This window comes from Gardnerella sp. Marseille-Q9185 (genome assembly GCF_046508745.1).
Taxonomy (GTDB): Bacteria; Actinomycetota; Actinomycetes; order Actinomycetales; family Bifidobacteriaceae; genus Bifidobacterium; species Bifidobacterium greenwoodii.
This window is the reverse complement of sequence record NZ_JBKFWK010000003.1, coordinates 40,115-62,623: the sequence shown is the minus strand read 5'-3', so window position 1 is coordinate 62,623 and position 22,509 is coordinate 40,115. Positions and strand designations below refer to the sequence as shown.

Here is a 22,509-nt window from a genome sequence, read left to right as displayed (position 1 = left end):
AAAAAATACACATTAAATGTAAGCGTTTATGAGTACAGGCTGCTGCGTTTTAACTAATACTGCTGATGAGATTCTGCTGACAAAATTCTGCTACCGAAATTCTAATTAATATTTTATTAAGATTCAGCAATTTGGCACTGCATGTTGCGCAATCCACGCGTGCATGGAAACAGCTGCAGCTGCTCCCGCGTTTAGTGAGCGAACAGAGCCGAATTGCGAAATATAAACAACGTCATCCGCCATTTGTAACGCTTTTTTAGAAAGACCCGGACCTTCTGCACCAAAAAGCATAAGGCAACGTCTAGGGAACTTGTAGGTTTCCATAGCAACAGCACCTGGAATAATATCGAGCGCTATAACGCGAGCGTTTTTAGCATCTTGTTCCTTGATATTTGCGATTTTTTCGGCTTCTTTATTGCCTTCTGCCTGCGCTTTAAGCAAAAGTTGATGCGCTTCTTCTGCTTCCCGTGCTATATTTTCGCGCCAATTAGTTACTAGAGTTTCAATAGTTGGGCAGCACTCAACGTATTGGTATAGCTCAGTCATTAATGAGCCTTTACGATTCCATTTATGAGGCCCTACGATATACACTTTTTTCGCAGTAAACGCGTTCGCAGTGCGAACCATAGAGCCTATGTTGAAATCGTGAGTCCAATTTTCTACAGCTACTTCAAACTCATGACGGCCTTTAGAATCGAGATCCGCTTTTATGGCTTCTACTTTCCAGTATCTGTAGCGATCTAAGACGTTACGCTGGTCGCCTTCGTCTAGTAATTCAGTGCTAAACCGCGCATCATAATTTGGCGATTCTGGATTATCTGGACGAGGCTCACCTGGATGTTCTTCTTCCCATGGGCCAACTCCTATAGGTCGGAATTCTGGCTCATCGGAAGCTTTTGCAGCCAAAGTAATTGGATTCGGTTCGTGCATGCGTGAGTTTTGCTCCGTTTAATACTTTTGCTTAGTATTGCAGCTAGTCTTGGCAGCCGTCAGTTGCGCAATCACCTGTGCAACTTGACTTGCAATGGCCACCACAGCAGTTATCCTCGCAGCAAGGCTCAGTGCAACCATCATGAGCACAATCACCAGTGCACTCTACCTTGCAATGACCGCCACAGCAGTTATCTTCACAGCATGGCTCAGTGCAGCCGTCATGCTTACAATCGCCAGTGCATTTAACCTCGCAATGACCGCCACAGCAATTGTCGTTGCAGCAATCGTCGTGATCTGCATCTGCACGTAATTCTTCTTCATCGAAAGCTTGAACAAATGCCATTTTAGTACTCTCCTCACTTATTGGATTTACTAATTGAAGATGCCTTGTGCCTTGTTCGTCGGCGTCAACACCACCAATTAATGCAACTATAGCAAGAATTTGCGCGCCTTGCTGATGAACAATGCCAAAATCAAGACTTAATTCATTTCCGTGTCGTAAAGTCACAAGCGAAGAAGTTTGAACATACGATTTTTCAGAAAGCCAAGAGTCAAGCAACAGCACTCGCTTGCCTTTAACTGACGGGCCTTTTGTTGCAGGAAAAACAAAATCCATAACAAAGCCGTCGAGTGCAATTCCTTTACGTTCTGCAGCATGAATAAGCGCAAAAACCATCGGCACCGCAGCAGCAGTTAACGCGCCAACAGCGTCAACATCGCGTTCTAACGAATACCCAGCTTTCTCAATTGCGTCAAAAAGAACATCTCCAACCAGCTTAGAGCCACGCTGAGCAAATGTAACAGAAAACAGTTCACTAAATGGTTTCGCAATCATATCTGCACAAAGCATGCGTTTAAGCTCAGCGCGTTCCTCTTGTAATTCTGCCATTTTTGCACTCCTTAGCGTTAGAGTTCTTCAATTTTTGATGCTTTAATGTTTTTATGCTTAACGATCTTCTACTGATACTTCCGGAGCGCTCAGCTCTTTAACATCAGCTTTATCGGAATCTATAAGATCTATTGAAGCAATAACTTTACTTTGATCTAACTTCTGAAGTTTACGCGCTGTTACCAACACTCGCGACTCAAGCGAAGAAGCAAACTTATTGTAAGCTGCAACTGTTCTTGCCAAAGATACGCCAAGTTTTGAAGCATTTTCCCCAAGAACCGCAAAGCGATCATATAATTCTCGAGATAAATCGAAAAGTTCTTTTGCATCATCTGTAAGACTTTGCTGCTGCCATGCGTACGCAACAGACTTAAGCACGGCCCACAAAGTAACTGGTGAAGTGAGTGCTACTTTTTGCGCAAAAGCATCATCCATAAGCGTTGGATCCGCTTCAAGAGCCGCCTGAAGCAATGCTTCGTTTGGAATAAATGCAACTACAAAATCTGGTGCTGTTTCAAAAGCCTGCCAATACGCTTTAGCCCCTAATACTCTAACATGCTCTCGCAAAGCCTTAGCATGCGCTTTTAGAAGCTCGCTCCTTCTAGCTAATTCTTCGTCACTTGCGTTATCTGGGATTTCGCAAGCGCGCTGATAATCCGCATACGGAACTTTTGCATCAACTGGAATTGTTTTGCCTCCTGGCAGATGCACAACCATATCTGGCCTCTGCTGTTCGCCATTTACTCCAGTTACAACAACCTGCGTATCAAAATCAACATGCTCAAGCAAGCCTGCAGATTCAACAATATTCTTTAGTTGAGCCTCGCCCCAAGCTCCGCGAACCTTATTATTTCGCAATGCTGCAGAAAGCGAACTTGTTTCGCGGTCAAGCCTTGTTTGCTGCTCACTTAGGCCTTTAAGCTGAGTGCTTAGCACACCCATTTCTTGCTTACGCCCTTCTTCAATCTGCGAAACTTTATTCTTCAATGCTTCGAGATTGTCTTTTACTGGAGCAAGCGCTTCCAAAACTTTACCTTGCTCTTTCAAAGTTTTTTCACGATTTAACCGTTCGCGTTCTTCTCGCTCTGCGCGCAATTGTTCTTCGCGATTCACTCGCAATTGCTCTGCCTGCTGCGCCTTAGCAAGTTCTGCTTCAACAAACTTTAATCGCTCAGCAAGCTGCTCTGCTTGCGTGCGATAGCGTATAGCCTGATTGCCATTTTCTTGAGCTTGAGCGCGCGCTTGTTCATACTGCGAGCGCAATTCGTTAAATTCGCGCTGGTTTACGCCATTAGCGCCTTGCGTTCCAGAGTTGTGCTTAACAATAGCCAGCACAACAATGGCGGTTATTACAACAGCAACCACCATTAAAACAAACATCACAATATTATCGAACATACGTTCTATTAAACACTATTGAGTTGACTTTTGAAATATAATTAAACACGTCTTTTAAGCACGTTCAAAATAAAGCAATCCACGTCCACACGTGCCGCTCCATAGGCAAACTGCAATTACAGTAAGAACAACAATGACGTATAACAATATGGATTGTCCAGGAATTACAGGCAAAGTTCCAGAAGGATACCATCGCAAAATCAATCCAATTTTACTTTGCAAACCTTGTGTGGCAATATTCATCACCGCTAAAAAGACACCAAATGCAAGGCCGTAAAACCTTCCAAAACAGGCTAATCCAATCATTATGAGCACAATATCAATCCAAGCATTACCTAAAATCATCTGCAATGTACTCAATAACTGCAAATCAATTATACGAACAATTAACACTGAAGCGCCAAATGAAACAAACAAACACAATAAAGCAGCACTCAATGCATATATTCGCAACCTTTTCATCACGAAACGTTCCCACGATACCATAATCGGAGCAAGACAAACGAATGCCGCGGCAATAAACCCAACTACAATAACTTCATACAGAGGAACAACAAAATTAACAACACTACTACCAGATTGACATTGAAACGTTATACCTTCTACCGCATTATGCACATTAGCAGAATCCGGCAAACAAATATAACCAACATAAACTGGCAACTGCGTTACAAATGATCTGAATATAACAAGCATTAAAGAGGGAAGGACTACGGACAATAAAATTGCAACGATTGCAACAATATAATGCCTACCTTCAAGCCAAGCGCGAAAATTATTTTTCATGCTTATCACCAAGTTCCGATAAGACTTGTTGTGGAGTTATGAGACATTGATTAAGTTCTTTAACATGATTTTTTACAAATTGTTTCAGCTTAGCATCATCAGCATTATTAATACTCATAGCCACTTTATCGTTTGCTTCACCTGTAATAAATCCATATGACCCATACACATCATTACTTATACGAGAAGGAAGCTGAGCAAGCAAAAATGCTGTAACAGAAGCGTTTGAATCAAGATTCTTTTTTACATATACTTCTTTCATAGCACTTGATGCACATTTTGCAGGCACAAATCTTTGTAACACTTCTTGAGCGATACCAGTCATATCACCATATTTCTCAGAACGCCTAACAAATGTATCTGTTTGTTGTTGAATAACAGTAGCTTTAAGATTACGTAACTTTATTAAACCACTATTAGTAAGATTCCAAGATTTTTCAGTATTTGTTGGAGTAAACGCATTTCCAAGCACAAGCACAATTCCTTTGCCTTGCGAATCTCTCTGATTCTTAGGAAACCAAGAAGCAACAGTTTTCAAATGTTTAACAGCACGAAGTTTACGAATATAAGCTTCTTCAGGATGTACACAAACAGAAAAAGCAGTATCTTTAAACGTCGTACACTGAGGCACAAAAGGTCCAGAGCGAATCCAAGGTTTTGGACCCCACATAGCTATACAACAAGCACATACTATTGGCATAATTAAAGAAATACTTATTGCTTTTATGCACCAATAAGATCCCTTTTGCCAAAAATATCTAATATGCGCGCAACAAAGAATGCATGAAACGATAACAACACACACAAAGAATATGCGCAAAGTCACCAACCATGGGTTCATACGCAAACCAGGCTCAGCACCAATACCAGCATCCGACACTGGAAGTATTGCATATAAACTACTACCCCAATATCTAGGAAAAATATCTCCCTGAGGTATGGTGCCATTATGCATTATAATGACACCATAAATACAGCACCAAATTATTGCAAAAGATAATAAAGCTGAGAATACAATTGCCCAACGATTGCCAATAATTACTCCTAAAGCAAAACCAATTGCAAAAAATGCACTTGGCGTCACGCCTCCACATAATAGTGGAAAATACGGAAAATTTGTAATATTTACATCACTCTGAATTACTGTTGGCAATATACTTACGCAATATAACAAACTGCACAGTATAGCGCCTTTTAGTATAGGAATAGCGTAACGACTGGCTGATTTTCCTGCACACCACGCAGAATTAACCAAACATCTAGGCGAGCAAGCTTTACATGAACACCATGCGCCAAAAATGCAAGCAACAATATCAGACAAACAATGCATCCACGTGACATCAATTCTTAACCAAAGCGCATAATTATTATTATGCGCTAAAAAATTTGCCACACCCAAAAAAATAGGATATGCAATCAAAAATAAGCTAAAAATACAACTGCTTATTAGAGATAATGGGTACATAATACGTGAAATAATTGTGCACTTCTTATGACTTTTCGTAAAAAATCTGAATTCAGTTAAAAAGTTAGAATATTGACGCATATTTAATCACATCCCTACTTGCTACCACATTAACGAAATAAGAAACTATACATATCTAGTTACTGCTACTACTAATTTTTATGAAATTTAGATAGCAAATGCCTATACCCTGATTCCCATGGAGTTACCATAAGATCTTCACGATTAGCATATTGAAGAAGATTATCCATTTTCCCATCAAGCAATATAATTCCTTCATTAAGAACTATAACCCGATCCGCAATTACTGCTAAATCTTCTACTAAATGTGTACTGACAATAACAGTATGCTTTTGCGAATAAGACTTAAGAAAATTACGAATATCAATACGCTGCTCAGGATCTAAACCAACAGTAGGCTCATCAAGTATTAGTACTGCAGGCTGACTAGCAATCACACAAGCAATACCAGCACGCTGACGCTGACCTCCTGATATTTTTGCAACTATGCGATGTGCTTGTTTTTCCAAGCCAACCTGTTTGAGAGCATTCCAAGCAGCTTGATACGCAGCACTCCACGATAGACCTCGCGCCCATGCGGCATATTGAACATTTTTTAACACACTCGATGCATTCATAAGTTCAAATGATTGTGGCAAATAACCAATATTTGACCGAGCTTTAGCCCTTTCCGCACGATCAGTTACGTCAAAGCCATGAACAAAAAGTTTCCCACTAGAGGGAGCATAAATCGTCGCTATAACGTTAAGCAGAGTAGTTTTCCCAGCACCATTTGGCCCCAAAAGACCACATATGCCAAAAGATAAATCTATAGAAAGATTATGCAAAATTTGTTTTTTCCCATACGAAAAATTCACATTAACAAGTTGCACATCTGAGCACGTATATGATTCTTGCATATCTCACCACTTAATAACTAGACTACTTACCTACAACTTCGTATATTTTCTCTGTCTATTCCAACTACAGAACCACTCATCTGAGCATAAGCTGACATTGGCATAGCATAAGCAATAGTAGAACGCGCAACTATTGCAAATCCTTCCTTTGCGAACATATTCGTATCTCCATTTTCAATCTGCTTCATAACGTATTCAGCCTTGAATACATACACGCATTTTATAATAATTCAATATAAAAAAAATAGATTTTTACAAAAACCAATTAAAATTTTAAAAGATACGCATATTCGATAATGCCAATTATCAGCAATAACTCGAAAAATTAAGGGGGAATTCCACCTTTTTATTTCAAGTTCATTCTACAAATATTTTTTATTTAGATAAAAAAATAGCGTGCTGTCTACTGGGGAATAATCCAACAAACAGCACGCTTTGTTTTATTTGACTACATTATTTGACTACATTAAAGAATGCAGGCACTACGCAATCTTTAGGGTCACATGGTCGCTAGTATTCTCACAATCTGCAACTACGCGAGCGCCATCATGCACCTTTCCAGAAAGCAACAATCGCGCAAGCTGGTCGCCAATTTCCGTTTGAACCAATCTGCGCAAAGGACGAGCACCATAAACTGGATCGTAGCCATGCTCCGCAAGCCAAGTGCGAGCAGAGTCACTCACATCCAAGCTAATGCGGCGGTCGCTCAAGCGCGCAGCCACTTGACGAACTTGAATATCCACAATTCCACCAAGCTCTTCACGAGTAAGCGGATGGAACATAACAAGTTCATCCAAACGGTTGATGAACTCTGGCTTAAACTCAGCGTGAACAGCGTTCATAACAGCTTTACGTTTAGCAGCATCGTCCAAGCCTTCTTGCACAAGGAATTGCGAACCCAAGTTTGACGTCATAATCAAAATCGTATTCGTAAAATCAACCGTTCTACCCTGACCGTCAGTCAAACGACCATCATCCAAAACCTGCAACAAAACGTCGAATACTTCCGGATGTGCCTTCTCAACTTCGTCAAAAAGCACTACAGAATACGGGCGCCTACGCACGGCTTCAGTAAGTTGGCCGCCTTCCTCGTAGCCAATGTAACCAGGAGCAGCACCGATTAGACGCGAAACGGAAGCCTTTTCCATGTACTCGCTCATATCAATGCGAACCATTGCACGCTCGTCGTCAAACAAAAAGTCAGCAAGAGCCTTCGCAAGCTCCGTCTTACCAACGCCAGTAGGACCCAAGAATAGGAACGAACCAGTTGGGCGATTAGGGTCTGCAATTCCAGCGCGGCTTCTGCGCACAGCATCCGCTATAGCCTGAATTGCTTCACTTTGACCAACCACACGCTTAGAAAGCTCCTTTTCCATGTTGAGCAGCTTCTCATTTTCGCCTTGCATCAAGCGACCAACAGGAATGCCCGTCCATTCGCTAACGACTCCTGCAATAGAATCAGCATCAACCTGATCCGGAACCATTGGCTCTTTCGCTTCACTCTTAGCGTTAGCAGCCTGCGATTCCGCTTCTTCCAAAGCTTTTTGAATGCTTGGAATTTCGCCATACAAAATACGGCTTGCTTGCTCCAAATTGCCTTCACGCGTGAATTTGTCGGCTTCTACGCGCTTAGCATCGAGCTGCGCTCGCAAATCACCAACCTTGTTATGGCCAGCCTTTTCCGCATCCCAACGCGCTTTCAATCCAGAAAGCTTTTCGCGCGAGTTTGCCAATTCTTCCTGCAACTTTTCTAAGCGTTCGCGCGCAGCAGCATCTTCCGCTTTCTTTAATTGCATTTCTTCCATTTCAAGACGCGTAACTTTGCGCTGCAATTCGTCAATTTCTTCTGGCTGTGAATCAAGCTCCATACGCAAGTGAGCTGCCGCTTCATCCACCAAATCAATCGCCTTATCTGGAAGCTGGCGACCGGTAATATAGCGGTTTGAAAGCGTTGCTGCGGCTACGATTGCATCGTCACTAATTGTCACCTTGTGGTGCGCTTCGTAACGTTGCTTAAGTCCGCGCAAAATCGTCACAGTATCTTCAACAGACGGCTCGCCAACAAACACTTGCTGGAATCTGCGTTCAAGCGCCGAATCCTTTTCAATATGCTCACGATACTCGTTAAGCGTAGTTGCACCAACCAAGCGCAGCTCACCGCGCGCAAGCATTGGCTTAAGCATATTGCCAGCATCCATTGAACCTTCTGCAGATCCTGCGCCAACAACAGTGTGAATTTCGTCAATAAACGTAATAATTTGACCGTCCGATTGCTGAATTTCCTTCAACACTGCCTTTAAGCGTTCCTCAAACTCGCCGCGATACTTCGAACCTGCAACCATCGAAGCCAAATCGAGACTGATAAGACGCTTGTTTTGCAAAGTTGTAGGCACATCTCCTGCAACGATTCGCTGAGCCAAGCCTTCCACAACTGCCGTTTTACCAACGCCCGGCTCGCCAATTAGCACAGGATTGTTCTTCGTGCGGCGAGAAAGGATCTGAATCACGCGGCGAATCTCCTGGTCTCGTCCAATTACTGGGTCGAGCTTTCCTTCGCGAGCGCGCGCAGTCATATCAACAGAATACTTTTCGAGCGCTTTGTAGTTGCCTTCAGCATCCGGACTCGTAACTTTCGCGCCACCGCGCACAGTTGGCACAGCCTTACGCAACGCGTCTGCGGAAACGTTGTGCTTTTTGAAAATATCCGCAACAGCGTTTGGTTCGCTTGCAACTATGCCAATAAGCATGTGTTCCGTAGAAACGTATTCGTCTCCCATTGCGCGCATTTCTTTTTCTGCCTGGCTTAGCGCAGCCAAAAGCTGACGACTTGCATCTGGCTTAGTTGTAGTTGAGCCAGTAGATGAAGGCAATGCCACTAATGCGTTACGAATTTCAGCACCGATTTGTTGCGCGTCCGCCCCCGCCTGAGCAATAAGCGCGCGAACGACGCCTTGCTCTTGGCGAAGTAAAGCATCCGCCAAATGCAGAGTGTCAACTTGCGCGTTGCCAGCAGCCGCTGCACTTTGCACAGCGTCGCTTAATGCGTCTTGCGCTAGGGTTGTAAACTTTTGTTCCATATCTACCTCACTTCCACGAAAGCTGTAGAAACCATTCCAGTTAAGTCAAATCACTGCAACTTTTATTGCAATTTCAAGCTTTTTGACGATACTTTCGAGTTCTAACGAGCTTTCAGTTTCATGTATCTGATACGTATAACAGATTTTCCTATAACTTTATTCCTAAAACTTGAGTGTACTAGACTCAAGTTTTGTTTTCAAGAACTTTCAATCGCAAATAATTTACGCAAATAATTTAATTAAGCAGCAAGCAAAGTTTAGTTAAGTATCGAGCAATGCTTAATTAAGTAGCAAATATGTCGTAATCTTAAAAGCATGAGAATTGCACGTTTTTCGTATAATGAAGTTCCGCAATACGCTTTCGTTCAAAAAGACGAAACCGACGGTAAAGATTATTTAGTAGCGCTTGAAGGGCATCCTTTAAGCCCGCAAGGAGTTAAGCCAACTGGTAAACGTTACGCGTTGGATGCGGATGGCGTGCGCTTGCTTGTGCCTGTAATTCCTTCAAAAGTTTACGGATTGGCAAAAAATTACGATACGCGTTCTGATGACGAGCGCGCTACTTCTCCTGCGGCTTCTTCGCATACCGCCGCAGATATGGTTATTTTTACAAAGCCGAGCACTTCTGTAATTGGTCCTGACGATCCGATTGTGATTCCTGCTTGCTCAAACGACATGAATTTTGAGCCTGAAGTGGCAGTTGTTATGGGCAAAATCGCCAAAAATGTGACTGCAGATACCGCAATGAATTACGTTTTTGGCTTTACTTGCGTAAATGACGTAACTTTACGAGATTGCGCAGGAAGCGACCCAATGTGGACGCGCGCAAAAGGTTTCGACACTTCTTGCCCACTTGGACCTTGGATTACAACCGAGCTAAATTGGCGCGATGCACATATTTCATTTACGCTTAATGGTGAAAATGTGCCAGAAGCCGACGGCACTACAGCTCGACTTATTCACAGTATTCCTGAGCAAATTGCTGCGATTTCAAGCTTCTCAACGCTTCTTCCAGGAGATGTGATTTTGACAGGAACTCCATACCCAGCTGGAACTTTACGCGCTGGTGACGAAGCGATTGTGCACGTAGATGGTATTGGCTCGCTGCGCAATGTGATTGTGCACGCGTAACTAAAATCATCAACTTAACTTGAAACTTTGACTTAAAACTACACAAATGCTCGTGGGCCAAAGATTGCCGAACCGATTCTAACCATTGTTGAGCCTTCGGCAATCGCCCACGCAAAATCACCAGACATTCCCATCGAAAGCTCTAATTTTGCAGAGTTTCCATCATAATCTTGCGCGAGTTGTTCACTCACACAATCTCGAATTTCTCGCAATGCTGCAAAACCGCTTCTCACTATTTTTTCATCATCCACGCGCGCTCCAAGCGTCATAAATCCGCGCAAATTAAGCGCCGGAAGACTAGATATAGCGAGCGCTTCGTCAATCGCGCATTCTGGCGCGCACCCCGATTTTGTAGCTTCTCCCGAAACGTTCACTTCCAGCATAACGTCTGTGCAAAGTCCCAAATTTTGCGCGCGAGCAGATATTTTTTGCGCAAGATCAATGCCGTCAACCGACTGAATACCATTTGCAAGTGGCAAGACTTTGTTTATTTTATTGCTTTGCAGCTGACCGATTAAGTAGAGCGGAATTTCGCTATTTATGCAGCCATTTACACCAACGCTTAAACCTTCTCGAGCAGCTTGTGCGCGTAAAATTTCTGCTTTTGCAACAATTTCTTGCGGGCGATTTTCCCCAATTACGCGCACTCCAGCTTTAAGAGCTGCCATAATTTCGCCAACATCTCGCGTTTTAGTTGCGGCAAGTAGCGTAACCGACTCAGCTTTGCGACCATAATGCGATTCGGCTTGAGCAATGGCGTCTTGCACGCTGTGCACGCCGTCGGCAATTTGACGCGCACGAACACAATCAACCTCAGTATTCGCTAAATCTTTTTGCGCCATATATGCCATTTATTGCCCCAATCTATCAATCTAAATACATAGTTTAGTCGAGGAAGGGCACGGATTTGTCGGCTAGGTTTGCGCGAACAGAACCCCACGGCGTGTCAAGGCTTTTAAATAACGCAAGCGCATCGTCGGCACTCATATCTACAGGCTGATTTTGACCAGGCTTTTTGTATCCCAAAAGATACATGCAATAGCCAATCATGCGCTCGGCACTCCAGCCAGATTCACGAAGAGCACCGACGTCTAGCGAGTGCTTACTTTTTGCAAGTCGCTCGCCTTGTGCGTTATCAATCAGCGGTAAATGCGCAAATTGCGGACGCACATAGTGCACGCCATAAGCCGCAAAAAATCCCGATTTTTCAAGCAGCTCACCAATCCAAATTTGAAGCGCTGCCGAACGAAGCAAATCGCGGCCGCGCACAATATCATTTACTCCGCTCAAAACATCGTCAACAACAACCGCAAGCTGATAAGAAAAAACGCCATCCGCGCGGCGAATCACCATATCTCCCAAATCGCGATTAATGTTAAACGATTGCGCGCCAAAAATCGCGTCTTCAAAACTCACATTTGCTTGCAGCGAATCAGCAGACGGCACTGCAAGTCGCAAAGAATGTTGCTGGTTATTTTGCAAACGCCTTTCGATTTGCGCCAAGCCTTCCGCAGTTTTGCACAGATTTCTGCACGTACCCGGGTAGCGTATAAAACCGTCGCCTTCTTGCGGAGCTGCGATTGCACGAATATCGGAACGCGAGCAAAAACACGGGTAAATCAACGAATTTCCGTCAGCATCTTGCAAAGATTCTAACGCATCAAGAGCTTCTTGGTAGATTGCAGTGCGCTTATGCTGATAAGTAGGCTCACCAACCCAATCAAGACCAGCCCACTTCAAATCGTCAATAACTCGCGCGCTAGCATCTTTCGGCATTCGCGCAATATCAAGATCTTCCAAACGCAAAAGCATGTGGCCACCCTGCGATTTTGCAGAAAGCCACGCAGCCAACATTGCTACCATGTTTCCAATATGCATACGCCCGGAAGGAGTCGGCGCAAAACGACCAATTGCAATAGTTGACTTTGAAAACATGATTTCGTCTTTCTTAAAATCTTTCTTAAAATCTTTCTTAAAATCTTTCTTAAAATCTTTCTTAAAATCTTTTCCAATATTTTTCTTAATAAGCACAAGCTTGCAAAGCATAAGCTTGCAAAATAAAAAGCGCGTAACGCATTCATACTAGCATTACGCGCTTCTTACAATCGCAATAAACCGCAATCAACCGCAATCAATCACAATCAAAGGCAACTACTTTATGCAAATAACGACTTATACATAACCACGCCCAATATTGCGCCGGCAATAGGAGCAACAACTGGAATCCACGCTTCACCCCAGCGAGAAGAACCCTTATGCGGAATTGGCAAAATTGCGTGAAGCAAACGCGGCATAAGATCACGCGCAGGATTCAAAGCAGGACCAGTTGGGCCGCCCATAGAAGTCACCAAACCCCAAACAACGAAGCCAACAACGATTGAAGCACCGGCCAAATTCTTCTCACCCCATGGAGACTTAAGGCAACAAAGAGCTGCCAAAACAAGCACAAGCGTGCCAAAGAATTCGTTAAGGAAGTAGTTAATTTTGTTGTTATACGCATCCGTAGTGCAGAAAGTGCCAAGAATAGCTCCCGGCTCCTCAGTTTCGTTGTAGTGCGGCAAATAAGTTACGTACACAATAAGCTGACCGACCAATGCACCCAAAAGCTGAGCGACAATATAAGGAGCTACATCCTTCCACGGGAACATGCCGTTTACTGCTTGCGCAATTGTCATAGCAGGATTGATATGCGCGCCGGAAATTCCACCAAACATGAGAACTGGGAACATCACACCAAAACCGTAACCCATGGCAATATTTAACCAACCGGCATGGTGTCCTTTAGTATTTTTTAATTCAACGTTTGCTACAGCACCGTTTCCGAAAATCATAAGAATAGCAGTGCCAATAAATTCTGCAGCCAACGTTGCCATAAACGAATGTTGCATGGTCCTTCGATCCTTCTTACCTGTTTCAAACTCCACACACGTAATCACGCGTAAATAAATTCACAACTCGCAATTGCGATTAGCACAGCATGGAACACAATACATCCTCATTTTCAAAGAAGCTAAGAAAATGAATTCCAACAATTATTCTTTGATAGTTTCCCTTATGCGCGCGACAGTCTTCGTAAACAGTAAAATCGCCCTCACATCAAAAGAGGCCCGCCACTTTGGCGAGCCTCTCATTTACAAAAACAATATCTGCGGTTTCATCTTCACAACATCCTCGTTGCAACGGTTAAAGTCTTAAATATCCCGTCCAACGTCCACGGATTCTATATCCATACACTTTTGTGGGTTACCGCTATCTCTTTTTTGTTTTTGTAATTATTATTATCATCGTTTTTTGCCTAATAGTAAAGCGCAAAATAGCATTTGTTCACATATTGTAAATACTGTTCAATTGCACTGAAAAAATCGTAACTATTGCACACTTTTGTGAATATGCAAAGGTTATCATGTGCGTTTGCGTTCGAATTAAGCAAATGACGGCGTGTCGAATCACCCGACACTCATTCGCGCACTTCCCTTACAGCGCATACAATTACAGAGTATGGTACAGATTTTTGACGCTCCCTCAAAGGCGATACTGCGCGGTCAAATTGCCGAACACATCGCCGAAGATGAAAAGGCAGAAAAGCGTGAAGCTCGTGAGGGCGAGCTACCGTTACCAAAAGATCGTTTCTTCGACCGCGAATTAAGCTGGCTGAAGTTCAATCGTCGCGTGCTTGAGTTGGCACAAAATACCGATTTGCCGCTACTTGAACGCGCTAATTTTGCTGCTATATTTGCGTCAAATCTCGACGAATTCTTTATGGTTCGAGTTGCAGGATTAAAGCGCAGAATAGATTCTGGAATAGCAGTAACTGCAGCATCCGGATTAAGCCCTCGTCAGCAATTGCGCGCTATTAGTGAGGTCACTCACCGCCGCCAAGATGAGCACGCTCACTATGTTATTGAGCACATTCTTCCTGAGCTTGCAAAGCAGCGCATTGTGTTGCTCAGCTGGGATAAGCTTACAGAATCAGAAAAAGCACGTTTGTCTGATTACTACAAAAAGCAAGTTTTCCCTGTTCTTACGCCTCTTGCAGTGGATCCTGCTCACCCATTCCCATACATTTCCGGCAAGTCTATTAACTTGGCTGTTATCGTCGAAAATCCAAATTCTGGAAAGTCGCATTTTGCGCGCGTAAAAATTCCAGATAATTTGAATCGCCTTGTACCAGTTGACGATTTAACAGACGAAGAAGGTCGCGAAGAGCGCTACGGCTTCATCACTATGGAAAAGCTGATTGCAGCACACTTGGAATCGCTTTTCCCAGGCATGATTATTAAGGAAGCCCGCTCCTTCCGCGTTACACGTAACGAGGATATTGACGTTGAGGAGGACGATGCAGAGAACCTGCTTAACGCTATGGAGAAGGAACTCCTTCGCCGTCGTTTTGGACCGCCTATTCGTTTGGAAATTTCTAACGAGGCCAGCCCATTCCTTTCTCAGCTTCTTGCAAATCAGCTTCGCGTAAGCCCTGAGGAGGTCTATCGCTTGCCTTCGCCGCTTGATATGACGGTATTGTTTGAATTGCAGGCGCTTGACCGCCCAGATTTGAAGTATCGTCCGTTCATTCCTACTACGAACCGTCAGATTGCGGAAGTTGAAACTAGCCACGCGCAAGATATTTTCGCTTCTATTCGCGAGCATGACATTTTGTTGCATCATCCTTACGATTCGTTCTCTACTTCTGTGCAGGCATTCCTTGCTCAGGCTGCTGCGGATCCAAAAGTGCTTGCAATTAAGCAGACTTTGTACCGTACATCTAGCAATTCGCCAATTATTGACGCTCTTGTTGACGCAGCTCACGCCGGCAAGCAAGTACTTGCGTTGGTTGAGATTAAGGCACGATTTGACGAGGACGCAAATATTGCTTGGGCTCGTAAGCTTGAGCGCGCAGGCGTTCACGTTGTGTACGGCATTGTTGGTTTGAAGACTCACTGCAAGCTTTCGCTCGTGGTTCGTCAGGAAGCAGAAGGATTGCGCCGATACTGCCACGTTGGCACGGGTAATTACAATCCTAAGACTGCTCGCCTTTACACGGATTTGGGTTTGCTTACTTGCGATCCTGTAGTCGGTCAGGATTTGACTCGCTTGTTTAATCAGCTTTCTGGTTATGCTCCGAAGTCGAGTTTCCACCGCCTGCTTGTTGCTCCTCGTACAGTTCGCACTGGTATTATTGCGCGAATTCAGCGCGAGGAAGCCGCGGCTCTTGCTGGAAAGGAAGCTTGGATTAAGATTAAGGTCAATTCTGTGGTTGACGAGCAGACTATTGACGCTTTGTATCGCGCTTCTCAAGCTGGAGTAAAGATTGATATTGTTGAGCGTGGAATTTGCTCGCTTAAGCCTGGAATTGAGGGATTGAGCGACAATATTCGCGTCCGCTCTATTCTTGGCCGATTCCTTGAGCACAGCCGCATTTATGCTTTTGCTAACTCTTGCGGTCCTCAGATTGGTGACGGCCCTGCAAGCGGCCCAGAAGTGTGGATTGGTTCGGCTGATTTAATGCACCGTAATCTTGACCGCCGCGTTGAAACTCTGGTTCGAATTAGTGCGCCAGATCAGGTTGAAGCTTTGATTCAGTACATTGATTTGCAAATGGCTGATTCAACTGTTTCGTGGTGGATGGATGGCGACGGCACGTATACATTGCATTCTCGCGATAAGGAAGGTCGTCCGCTCGTTGACAGCCAGGCTTACTTGATTCATACTCACACGCGTAAGCCTCGCGGCGCGAATTAAATAAAATAACTTGGTAGGTAACGTATTGCAAGTGCTGCATTGCAAATAACACGTTGCTTGCCATCCTGAATAAACATCTGAAGCCGGGCTCAAACTGTTTTGGGCTCGGCTTCGGCGATTCTAACACAAATAGACTGTAAGCTGTTATCTCCGTTAAATTTCAAGCGTTCCCGCGGCCAAATCGCCAGCCAAAAACGGCATGAAATAAAATGGCATGGTTGCAATTTTCTGATTTGCGTCATAACCATAATTATTTTTAGAAACTTTTATTGCAAACTCAAACTTATTATGCGTTGCAAACTTATTTAGAGAATTAAGTGTTCCTCTGCCTTTTTTAACATCAATCGGGAAAAGTTTGTTATTTGATTCAACTATAAATTCCAATTCTGAATCTGATTTTCCGCGCCAATAAAACAGTTTTAAACCATTTGCACTAAGTTCGTTCGCAACGTAATTTTCAAAGAAAATACCAGATAGTGTATTGTCTCTTTCGTTTGAAATAAAAGATGCTGCATTCACTCCGCTTTGATACGAAAACATGCCAATATCGCACAAAAATAGTCGGAAATTACTTTCGTTTTCTTGCATAAGCGGCATAGTTATATGCTCTTTGAGTTGGAACGACTGATTAATAATATGAGTCATAAGCAGCCACTGAATGGATGTTGCAAAATCTCTAGTCCTACCGCCTTTTCTAATAAGGCCGGCTGAAAAGTTTTTTGACTCCTTATTAAGCTCTCTAAAAATATTCTCAAATAAAAGTCGAGATCTTAAAATCGATTCGCTGCTTGCCTGATACAACTCCATGTCCGCAAGATAATTGTCATACAGCGAGCGCAAAATCTCACGCGTTTCTAGTAAATCTTCGCGCTCAATATACGCTTCTACTGCTTCTGGCATGCCTCCAATTAGCAGATATTTATACACCTCATTTAACGCAAGATTGTGAATTTCTGTAGGCAGCGCTTGCTTAGAATCATATGCTTCGCGCACCTTTGAATATAGAAGACTGTTGTTGTTTAGTAGGAATTCACCAAAAGTCATTGGATAGATTGTTATCTGGTCAATTTTTCCTACAGGAAAAAGGAATTGGTCTTTTGCTGTTTTGTCAGCATTCTGCTTACGAGATTCGCGATGCAATTTAATACGTACCATTGAGCCCGTTGCAATTACACGAATTTTTCTAAAATCTTGGCAAAAATATTTAAGCGACGAAATAATGTTTGGGCATTCTTGAATCTCGTCAAAAATCAGCAACGTGCTTTCATCTATAGGCTTTGAAAATCGCAAAGACAAGTATTCAATAATCTTTTCAGCATTTGCCGTGCTTTCGCAAAAGTTACGAACCTCATCTTCTTTTTTAAGATCGATGTAAATATAACTATTTTTATAATATTTTTCCGCAAAAAGTTCTTTTACTAGATATGTTTTCCCAACCTGACGTGCACCCCATATAATTAGCGGCTTACGATTCGGCTTGCTATTCCAGGCGATTAATTTTTGTAATGCTAGTCGTTCCATGGCTTACTCTTTTTATTGTTGATATTACAACGATTATAACACCATTTGCCAGTTTTAGGATGTTTTTATAGCAATTATTTGCCAGTTTTGGGATGTTTTTTACGCCACCATTTGCCAGTTTTGGGAAGTTTAAGGATTATAAAACAATAACAGCACTTTTGCTACGCACTTTTATCACAGTAATGACTGTGTACAAAATATAAAACATTAAAGCACAACTAAAATTTGCGAAAGAAAACCGCTAAAATAGTGAATATGAGTGCAGTAACGACGCAATACGTTGAAGCAGCTGGCGGAATAATCTATCGCAAGCGCAATACTACAAACAGCTCAAACGAAGGCGAAGAGGCAAAAATAGGCGGCAATGCAATAAAGCCTAGCGACGACGACTTCGAGCTTTGCCTAGTCTACCGTCCTAAATATGACGATTGGAGCTGGCCAAAAGGAAAGAATGAGCCGAAGGAATCACATCGCCACACAGCCGTGCGCGAAGTTGGAGAAGAAACAGGATATTCAGTCACGCTAGGCCCACACATTGCCAAAATAGAGTATCCGCTTGAGCGCGAAGGTAAAAAATCTTCCAAGAACAGCTCATCAAATAACAGCCAAAATCGCAATTCCCAGCCGGAAGTAATAAAGCGAATCCACTACTGGATGATGCGCTTAATCGACAAACCATCTGCAGCGAAGCGTCTTCCTGCTTTCGGACCAATTAAGCCAGCTAAGCCTACTGAAATTGGCAATGTTTTATGGCTTACTCCTTCTCAAGCGCGCAAAAAGCTTACTCACGACAGCGACCGCGAAGTGCTAGACGCTTTCTTAGAGAAGCTCCACGCAGGTCAAGGAGAATATAGCACGTTACTTCTGGTGCGTCATGGTAAAGCTGAGTCCCGAAAAACTTGGCAAGGAAGTGAAGCAACTCGACCAATCACGCCTCTGGGTGCTGCCGCTTCATACGCTTTAGGCCGCGAACTTGCCTGTTACGCACCGAATAAAATCATATCGTCACCTTGGAAACGTTGCGTAGAAACAGTTGCTGCTTTTTCGCACGATTCTTCACTTCCTATAGAACAGGTTGCGGAACTTACTGAAGATCATCACGAAAATCAACCAAAATCTACGTTATCTGTGCTGATAAACGAAATACAAAATCTTGAGCAAAATGAACAAAATGCGAACACAGTCAACAACGCAACCGTCATGTGCCTGCACCGCCCAGTGATTGGCACTTTCTTCGATTATTTGCGCGAAATAACAAAGCCTCGAGCACACAAACGCATACTCAGCCAAAAATCTCCATACATGCCTACGGGAAGCGCAATAGTTTTGCACATAATTAGTACCCCTAAGGGCGCTCGCATTATTGATATTGAAAAGGTTCTTCCAAGTGTCTACTAGTTTAAATTCGCAATCGAGTTCTATTCATTCAAGCAGATCTGCTTTTATGCCAAGCCCTACAGGAGCCGCCCGCCCAAGCCGACCTGCACAAATGGATCCTGCAATGCTCGCGCAGATTGAAGGGGGCACGGATCCGCAGGTCGTAAACGAAATTAGCCACACTTCCGCCGCCGTCCTACTTAACCGCGTTCATAAAACGCAGTCGCCGGAAATCGTTGAGCGCGTGCTGAATTTGGTTGAAAATGAAGGCATTGAGGTTATTGCAGATTTGTGGAGTCACGCGGAGGCTGAGTCTCTTCCGGGAATGTTGTGGCGACTGTATTTATTGCGTACGTCGCTACGAAAGCAGCGCGAAGCTTACGCCGAGTACTGGAGTCTTGGAGAGCCTGAGGCAACGAGCGCATCAGCTATTACAGGAATTGACGAAGCTCCTACCGGAGAAGATATTGCGCGACTTGCAGATTCTATTCTTTCCGGCGCTTTCACAGGCGATTTTGCCGTAGCGCTTTACCGCGCTTCAGCTTTTACTTCGATTATTGCGCACGGAATGCAAGTTTACGCAAAAAAGTTAGAAGAGCAAGCAAATACAATACACGCGCAGAAAATTGCAAAGGTTTTGCACATATCCGCAAATATGCACGTGCTTTCATTATCTTTTGCTCACGGAGCGAAATTGTGGCGAGCAGGAAAGTTGGAATAAATTATTTTCGATTAGATTATGCGGCGCGTGAAAACAGAAAACAAGGTATACTCAAAATGATGCTGGCTTGTGCTTAAGCCCCGGGCTCCATTTTTTGCCGCTGCGAGCGGCGTTTGCGCCGACAGGCGCTTTCGCAAGTCAGTATCGTTTCTGTTCTGAATTTTAGATTTTAGATTTTAGATCTTAATTTTGTTAGATAAGTTTAAATAAAATATACTTTTACTCACATTTGTTTATATTTCGCGCAAAAATAACGGCACGCCGATAGCTTAACATGCCGCGCTTGCACTAATCTAGAAGGTATGGATCTTCATGTTTTACATCATCCGCTGGTGGACCATAAGCTCACCGTTTTGCGAGATAAGAATACACCTTCTAACATTTTCCGCGAGTTAGTTTCCGAATTGGTAACTCTCGAAGCATACGAAGCAACACGCAATTTGGAAGTTAGCGATCGCGAGATTGAAACTCCTATTTGCAAGATGACTGGCAAGCATTTGAACCGTCCACGCCCAATGGTTGTGCCGGTTTTGCGCGCTGGCCTTGGCATGCTCGATGGCATGACTCGCCTTCTTCCAACCGCTGAGGTTGGATTCCTTGGCATGAAGCGCGACGAGCAGACGCTCGATATTGTGACTTATGCCAACCGTTTGCCAGAAGATTTAACTGGTCGTCAGTGCTTCCTTCTTGACCCAATGCTTGCCACTGGTGGCACTCTTATTGCCGCTACGCACTATTTGGCTGAGCGCGGCGCTAAGGATGTTACTGCTATTAACATTTTGGCAGCCCCAGAAGGCTTAGAGCGCTTGGAGAAGGAGCTTGATCCTTCTATTGACTTTAAGGTTGTTGTTTGCGCTGTAGATGAGCATTTGAACGACAAAGCTTATATTGTTCCAGGCCTTGGAGACGCTGGCGATCGCTTGTACGGCTTGATTGACTAATAGTAACTAGCTAAATCAAACGAAAACTAGAATCAAAAACTACAAAAAGCCTGCTGATTTGCAACACTTTGCAAGTTCAGCAGGCTTTTGTGTTTATCAATCAATAAAAACCTGTTTGTTGTCAGGTTAAAAGGTAACTCACACGTTATTACAGGTTGTTTTCTTTCAGCGCAAGTTCTATAAGCTTATCCGTATAATCAGCCATAAATAACGGAATATTCAACATATCATCATCTAGTTTTAGATTATTCAGCGAGAATCGTATACGTAATTTCGTTTGATTAGGGAATAATTCTTTAAACTTTTTCAAACTTCTACTATTAATATTTGCTTCAGATTTAACCTCAACAGGAAAAATATCATTTTCTAGTTGAATAAGAAAGTCCACTTCATACGGCGGATTTGTTTGAGACCAGTATCTAGGCATCACTTCAAATTGAGTAAGTAGCGCTTGCAAAACATAATTTTCTGTTAAAGCACCTTTAAACTCAGTAAACAGCCTATTGCCTTCCGCAAATGCAGTAGGAGCAAGTTGTGCTAATCGCCTTAACAAACCAACATCTGCCAGATAAATCTTAAAAGCAGATACATCATCATAAGCAGCAATAGGTAAACTCGGCGCAGTATTTCTATAAATTTTATACACCAATTGTGCCGATACCAACCATTGCAAAGCATCTTCATATTCTCTTGCTCGCGCACCATTTTTAACAACTTTATACAAGAATTTTTTGTTTTCACGCGCAAGTTGAGACGGAATAGAATTCCAAATCATTGATATTTTAGGAAACTCACTAACATTAGGATGTTTCGCAAAATCTCGTTCATAAGCTGTTATAATCTCAAACAACGTTTCTTGCATTGCGTTTACATCTCGCGCTTTAGTCCACATTAAAACTGACTCAGGCATTCCTCCTGTAACATAATACATTTTTAATTTATCGTATAGAGGATTAAAAAATGCGTCTGGAATCGGCTCTATTTTATCGATTTGTTCAATATACTTCGCTAGATTTTCATCTCCATTAGCAAGCAAAAACTCCGTGAAAGTCATTGGGTTTATTTGCATAAAATTAACTTTTCCAACTGGGAATGAAGATGGTTTTGCAAGCGTTATTCCAAGCAATGATCCAGCGCAAGCAACATGATATTGCGGAGCGTTTTCACAAAAATATTTCATCGAGTTTATTACTTCTGGACAGTCCTGAACCTCGTCAAATATAATCAGCGTATTTTCTGGTTCGATTTTTTGACCGCTTGCAAGCATTAGGTTTTGTAAAATTCGCTCCACATTTTTAGTGGTTTCAAAGAATTGCTTATATTCTTTGTTTTCGTCGAAGTTAAAATAAGCAATATTTTTGTAGTAAAGCTTACCAAATTCTTTTAGTATCCAAGTTTTACCAACTTGACGCACGCCTTTTAATATCAACGGTTTACGGTACGGCGAGTTCTTCCATGCTAAAAGTTTGCTCATAATCAGCCTTTTCATGATTACTCACCTTTCATCTTGCGTTACGCTATTAGATATTGCAGCCGTATTAACGCTTCGCTGTTTCTACGCTTAGCTTCTCTGATGTTCCGTTATATTTTGCGTTATCTTTTATCGTGTATCAC

At 43.0% G+C, this 22,509-nt stretch carries 18 protein-coding genes; 5 read left to right on the top strand and 13 right to left on the bottom strand.

Translation table 11 applies throughout. From position 1 onward, the window contains the following. Positions 1-123 precede the first annotated feature (123 nt). The 8 genes from ACLD5M_RS04020 to clpB form a co-directional block, all read right to left on the bottom strand. A complete protein-coding gene (locus ACLD5M_RS04020; protein WP_103013764.1) occupies positions 124-930 on the bottom strand; it encodes a TrmH family RNA methyltransferase in 807 nt (268 codons plus the stop codon). Between the two features lie 43 nt (positions 931-973). Continuing rightward, positions 974-1,822 carry a hypothetical protein gene (locus tag ACLD5M_RS04015; RefSeq protein WP_004136511.1) on the bottom strand — a complete coding sequence of 283 codons (849 nt, stop codon included), beginning with the start codon at positions 1,820-1,822 and terminating at the stop codon, positions 974-976. A gap of 57 nt (positions 1,823-1,879) precedes the next feature. Continuing rightward, complete coding sequence (gene rmuC / locus ACLD5M_RS04010; protein WP_004105862.1) at positions 1,880-3,220, bottom strand: DNA recombination protein RmuC; 1,341 nt, start codon at positions 3,218-3,220, stop codon at positions 1,880-1,882. Between the two features lie 54 nt (positions 3,221-3,274). Next, positions 3,275-4,006, bottom strand: coding sequence for a hypothetical protein (locus ACLD5M_RS04005; RefSeq protein WP_004136512.1), 732 nt, complete (start codon positions 4,004-4,006; stop codon positions 3,275-3,277). Next, complete coding sequence (locus tag ACLD5M_RS04000) at positions 3,996-5,552, bottom strand: hypothetical protein (protein ID WP_329503344.1); 1,557 nt, start codon at positions 5,550-5,552, stop codon at positions 3,996-3,998. The genes ACLD5M_RS04005 and ACLD5M_RS04000 overlap by 11 nt, the downstream gene beginning before the upstream one ends. 71 nt (positions 5,553-5,623) lie before the next feature. Then, on the bottom strand, positions 5,624-6,391 hold the full coding sequence (locus ACLD5M_RS03995; RefSeq protein WP_004136514.1) for an ABC transporter ATP-binding protein: 768 nt from the start codon (positions 6,389-6,391) through the stop codon (positions 5,624-5,626). A gap of 26 nt (positions 6,392-6,417) precedes the next feature. Continuing rightward, on the bottom strand, positions 6,418-6,606 hold the full coding sequence (locus ACLD5M_RS03990) for a hypothetical protein (protein WP_064622025.1): 189 nt from the start codon (positions 6,604-6,606) through the stop codon (positions 6,418-6,420). 267 nt (positions 6,607-6,873) lie between these two features. Further along, the gene (gene clpB / locus ACLD5M_RS03985; protein WP_004136517.1) at positions 6,874-9,468 is read right to left on the bottom strand and encodes an ATP-dependent chaperone ClpB; all 2,595 of its coding nucleotides are present in this window, start codon (positions 9,466-9,468) and stop codon (positions 6,874-6,876) included. Between the two features lie 315 nt (positions 9,469-9,783). Between clpB and ACLD5M_RS03980 the strand changes: the two genes are divergently transcribed. Beyond that, the gene (locus tag ACLD5M_RS03980) at positions 9,784-10,599 is read left to right on the top strand and encodes a fumarylacetoacetate hydrolase family protein (RefSeq protein ID WP_119522357.1); all 816 of its coding nucleotides are present in this window, start codon (positions 9,784-9,786) and stop codon (positions 10,597-10,599) included. 38 nt (positions 10,600-10,637) lie between these two features. Here ACLD5M_RS03980 and ACLD5M_RS03975 read toward each other — a convergent pair whose 3' ends face one another. From ACLD5M_RS03975 to ACLD5M_RS03965, 3 genes are all read right to left on the bottom strand, one after another. Further along, on the bottom strand, positions 10,638-11,450 hold the full coding sequence (locus ACLD5M_RS03975) for a YggS family pyridoxal phosphate-dependent enzyme (RefSeq protein WP_410314656.1): 813 nt from the start codon (positions 11,448-11,450) through the stop codon (positions 10,638-10,640). A 34-nt stretch (positions 11,451-11,484) separates the two neighbouring features. Then, the gene (locus tag ACLD5M_RS03970) at positions 11,485-12,534 is read right to left on the bottom strand and encodes a glutamyl-Q tRNA(Asp) synthetase (RefSeq protein WP_032841656.1); all 1,050 of its coding nucleotides are present in this window, start codon (positions 12,532-12,534) and stop codon (positions 11,485-11,487) included. A 221-nt stretch (positions 12,535-12,755) separates the two neighbouring features. Next, on the bottom strand, positions 12,756-13,487 hold the full coding sequence (locus ACLD5M_RS03965; protein WP_004136524.1) for an MIP/aquaporin family protein: 732 nt from the start codon (positions 13,485-13,487) through the stop codon (positions 12,756-12,758). A gap of 610 nt (positions 13,488-14,097) precedes the next feature. Here ACLD5M_RS03965 and ACLD5M_RS03960 point away from each other — a divergent pair. Beyond that, on the top strand, positions 14,098-16,335 hold the full coding sequence (locus ACLD5M_RS03960) for an RNA degradosome polyphosphate kinase (protein ID WP_004119572.1): 2,238 nt from the start codon (positions 14,098-14,100) through the stop codon (positions 16,333-16,335). Positions 16,336-16,488: 153 nt separating this feature from the next. Here the strand turns inward: ACLD5M_RS03960 and ACLD5M_RS03955 are convergent, their stop codons facing one another. After that, a complete protein-coding gene (locus ACLD5M_RS03955; protein ID WP_410314655.1) occupies positions 16,489-17,856 on the bottom strand; it encodes an ATP-binding protein in 1,368 nt (455 codons plus the stop codon). A 255-nt stretch (positions 17,857-18,111) separates the two neighbouring features. On the opposite strand from ACLD5M_RS03955, the gene ACLD5M_RS03950 reads away from it, so the two are divergent. From ACLD5M_RS03950 to upp, 3 genes are all read left to right on the top strand, one after another. Next, complete coding sequence (locus ACLD5M_RS03950; RefSeq protein WP_410314654.1) at positions 18,112-19,254, top strand: NUDIX hydrolase; 1,143 nt, start codon at positions 18,112-18,114, stop codon at positions 19,252-19,254. 46 nt (positions 19,255-19,300) lie between these two features. Then, complete coding sequence (locus ACLD5M_RS03945) at positions 19,301-19,954, top strand: thymidine phosphorylase (RefSeq protein ID WP_410314680.1); 654 nt, start codon at positions 19,301-19,303, stop codon at positions 19,952-19,954. Between the two features lie 302 nt (positions 19,955-20,256). Then, on the top strand, positions 20,257-20,895 hold the full coding sequence (upp, locus tag ACLD5M_RS03940) for a uracil phosphoribosyltransferase (protein WP_004136544.1): 639 nt from the start codon (positions 20,257-20,259) through the stop codon (positions 20,893-20,895). A gap of 148 nt (positions 20,896-21,043) precedes the next feature. Here the strand turns inward: upp and ACLD5M_RS03935 are convergent, their stop codons facing one another. Next, on the bottom strand, positions 21,044-22,384 hold the full coding sequence (locus tag ACLD5M_RS03935) for an ATP-binding protein (protein ID WP_410314653.1): 1,341 nt from the start codon (positions 22,382-22,384) through the stop codon (positions 21,044-21,046). Positions 22,385-22,509: the final 125 nt, after the last annotated feature.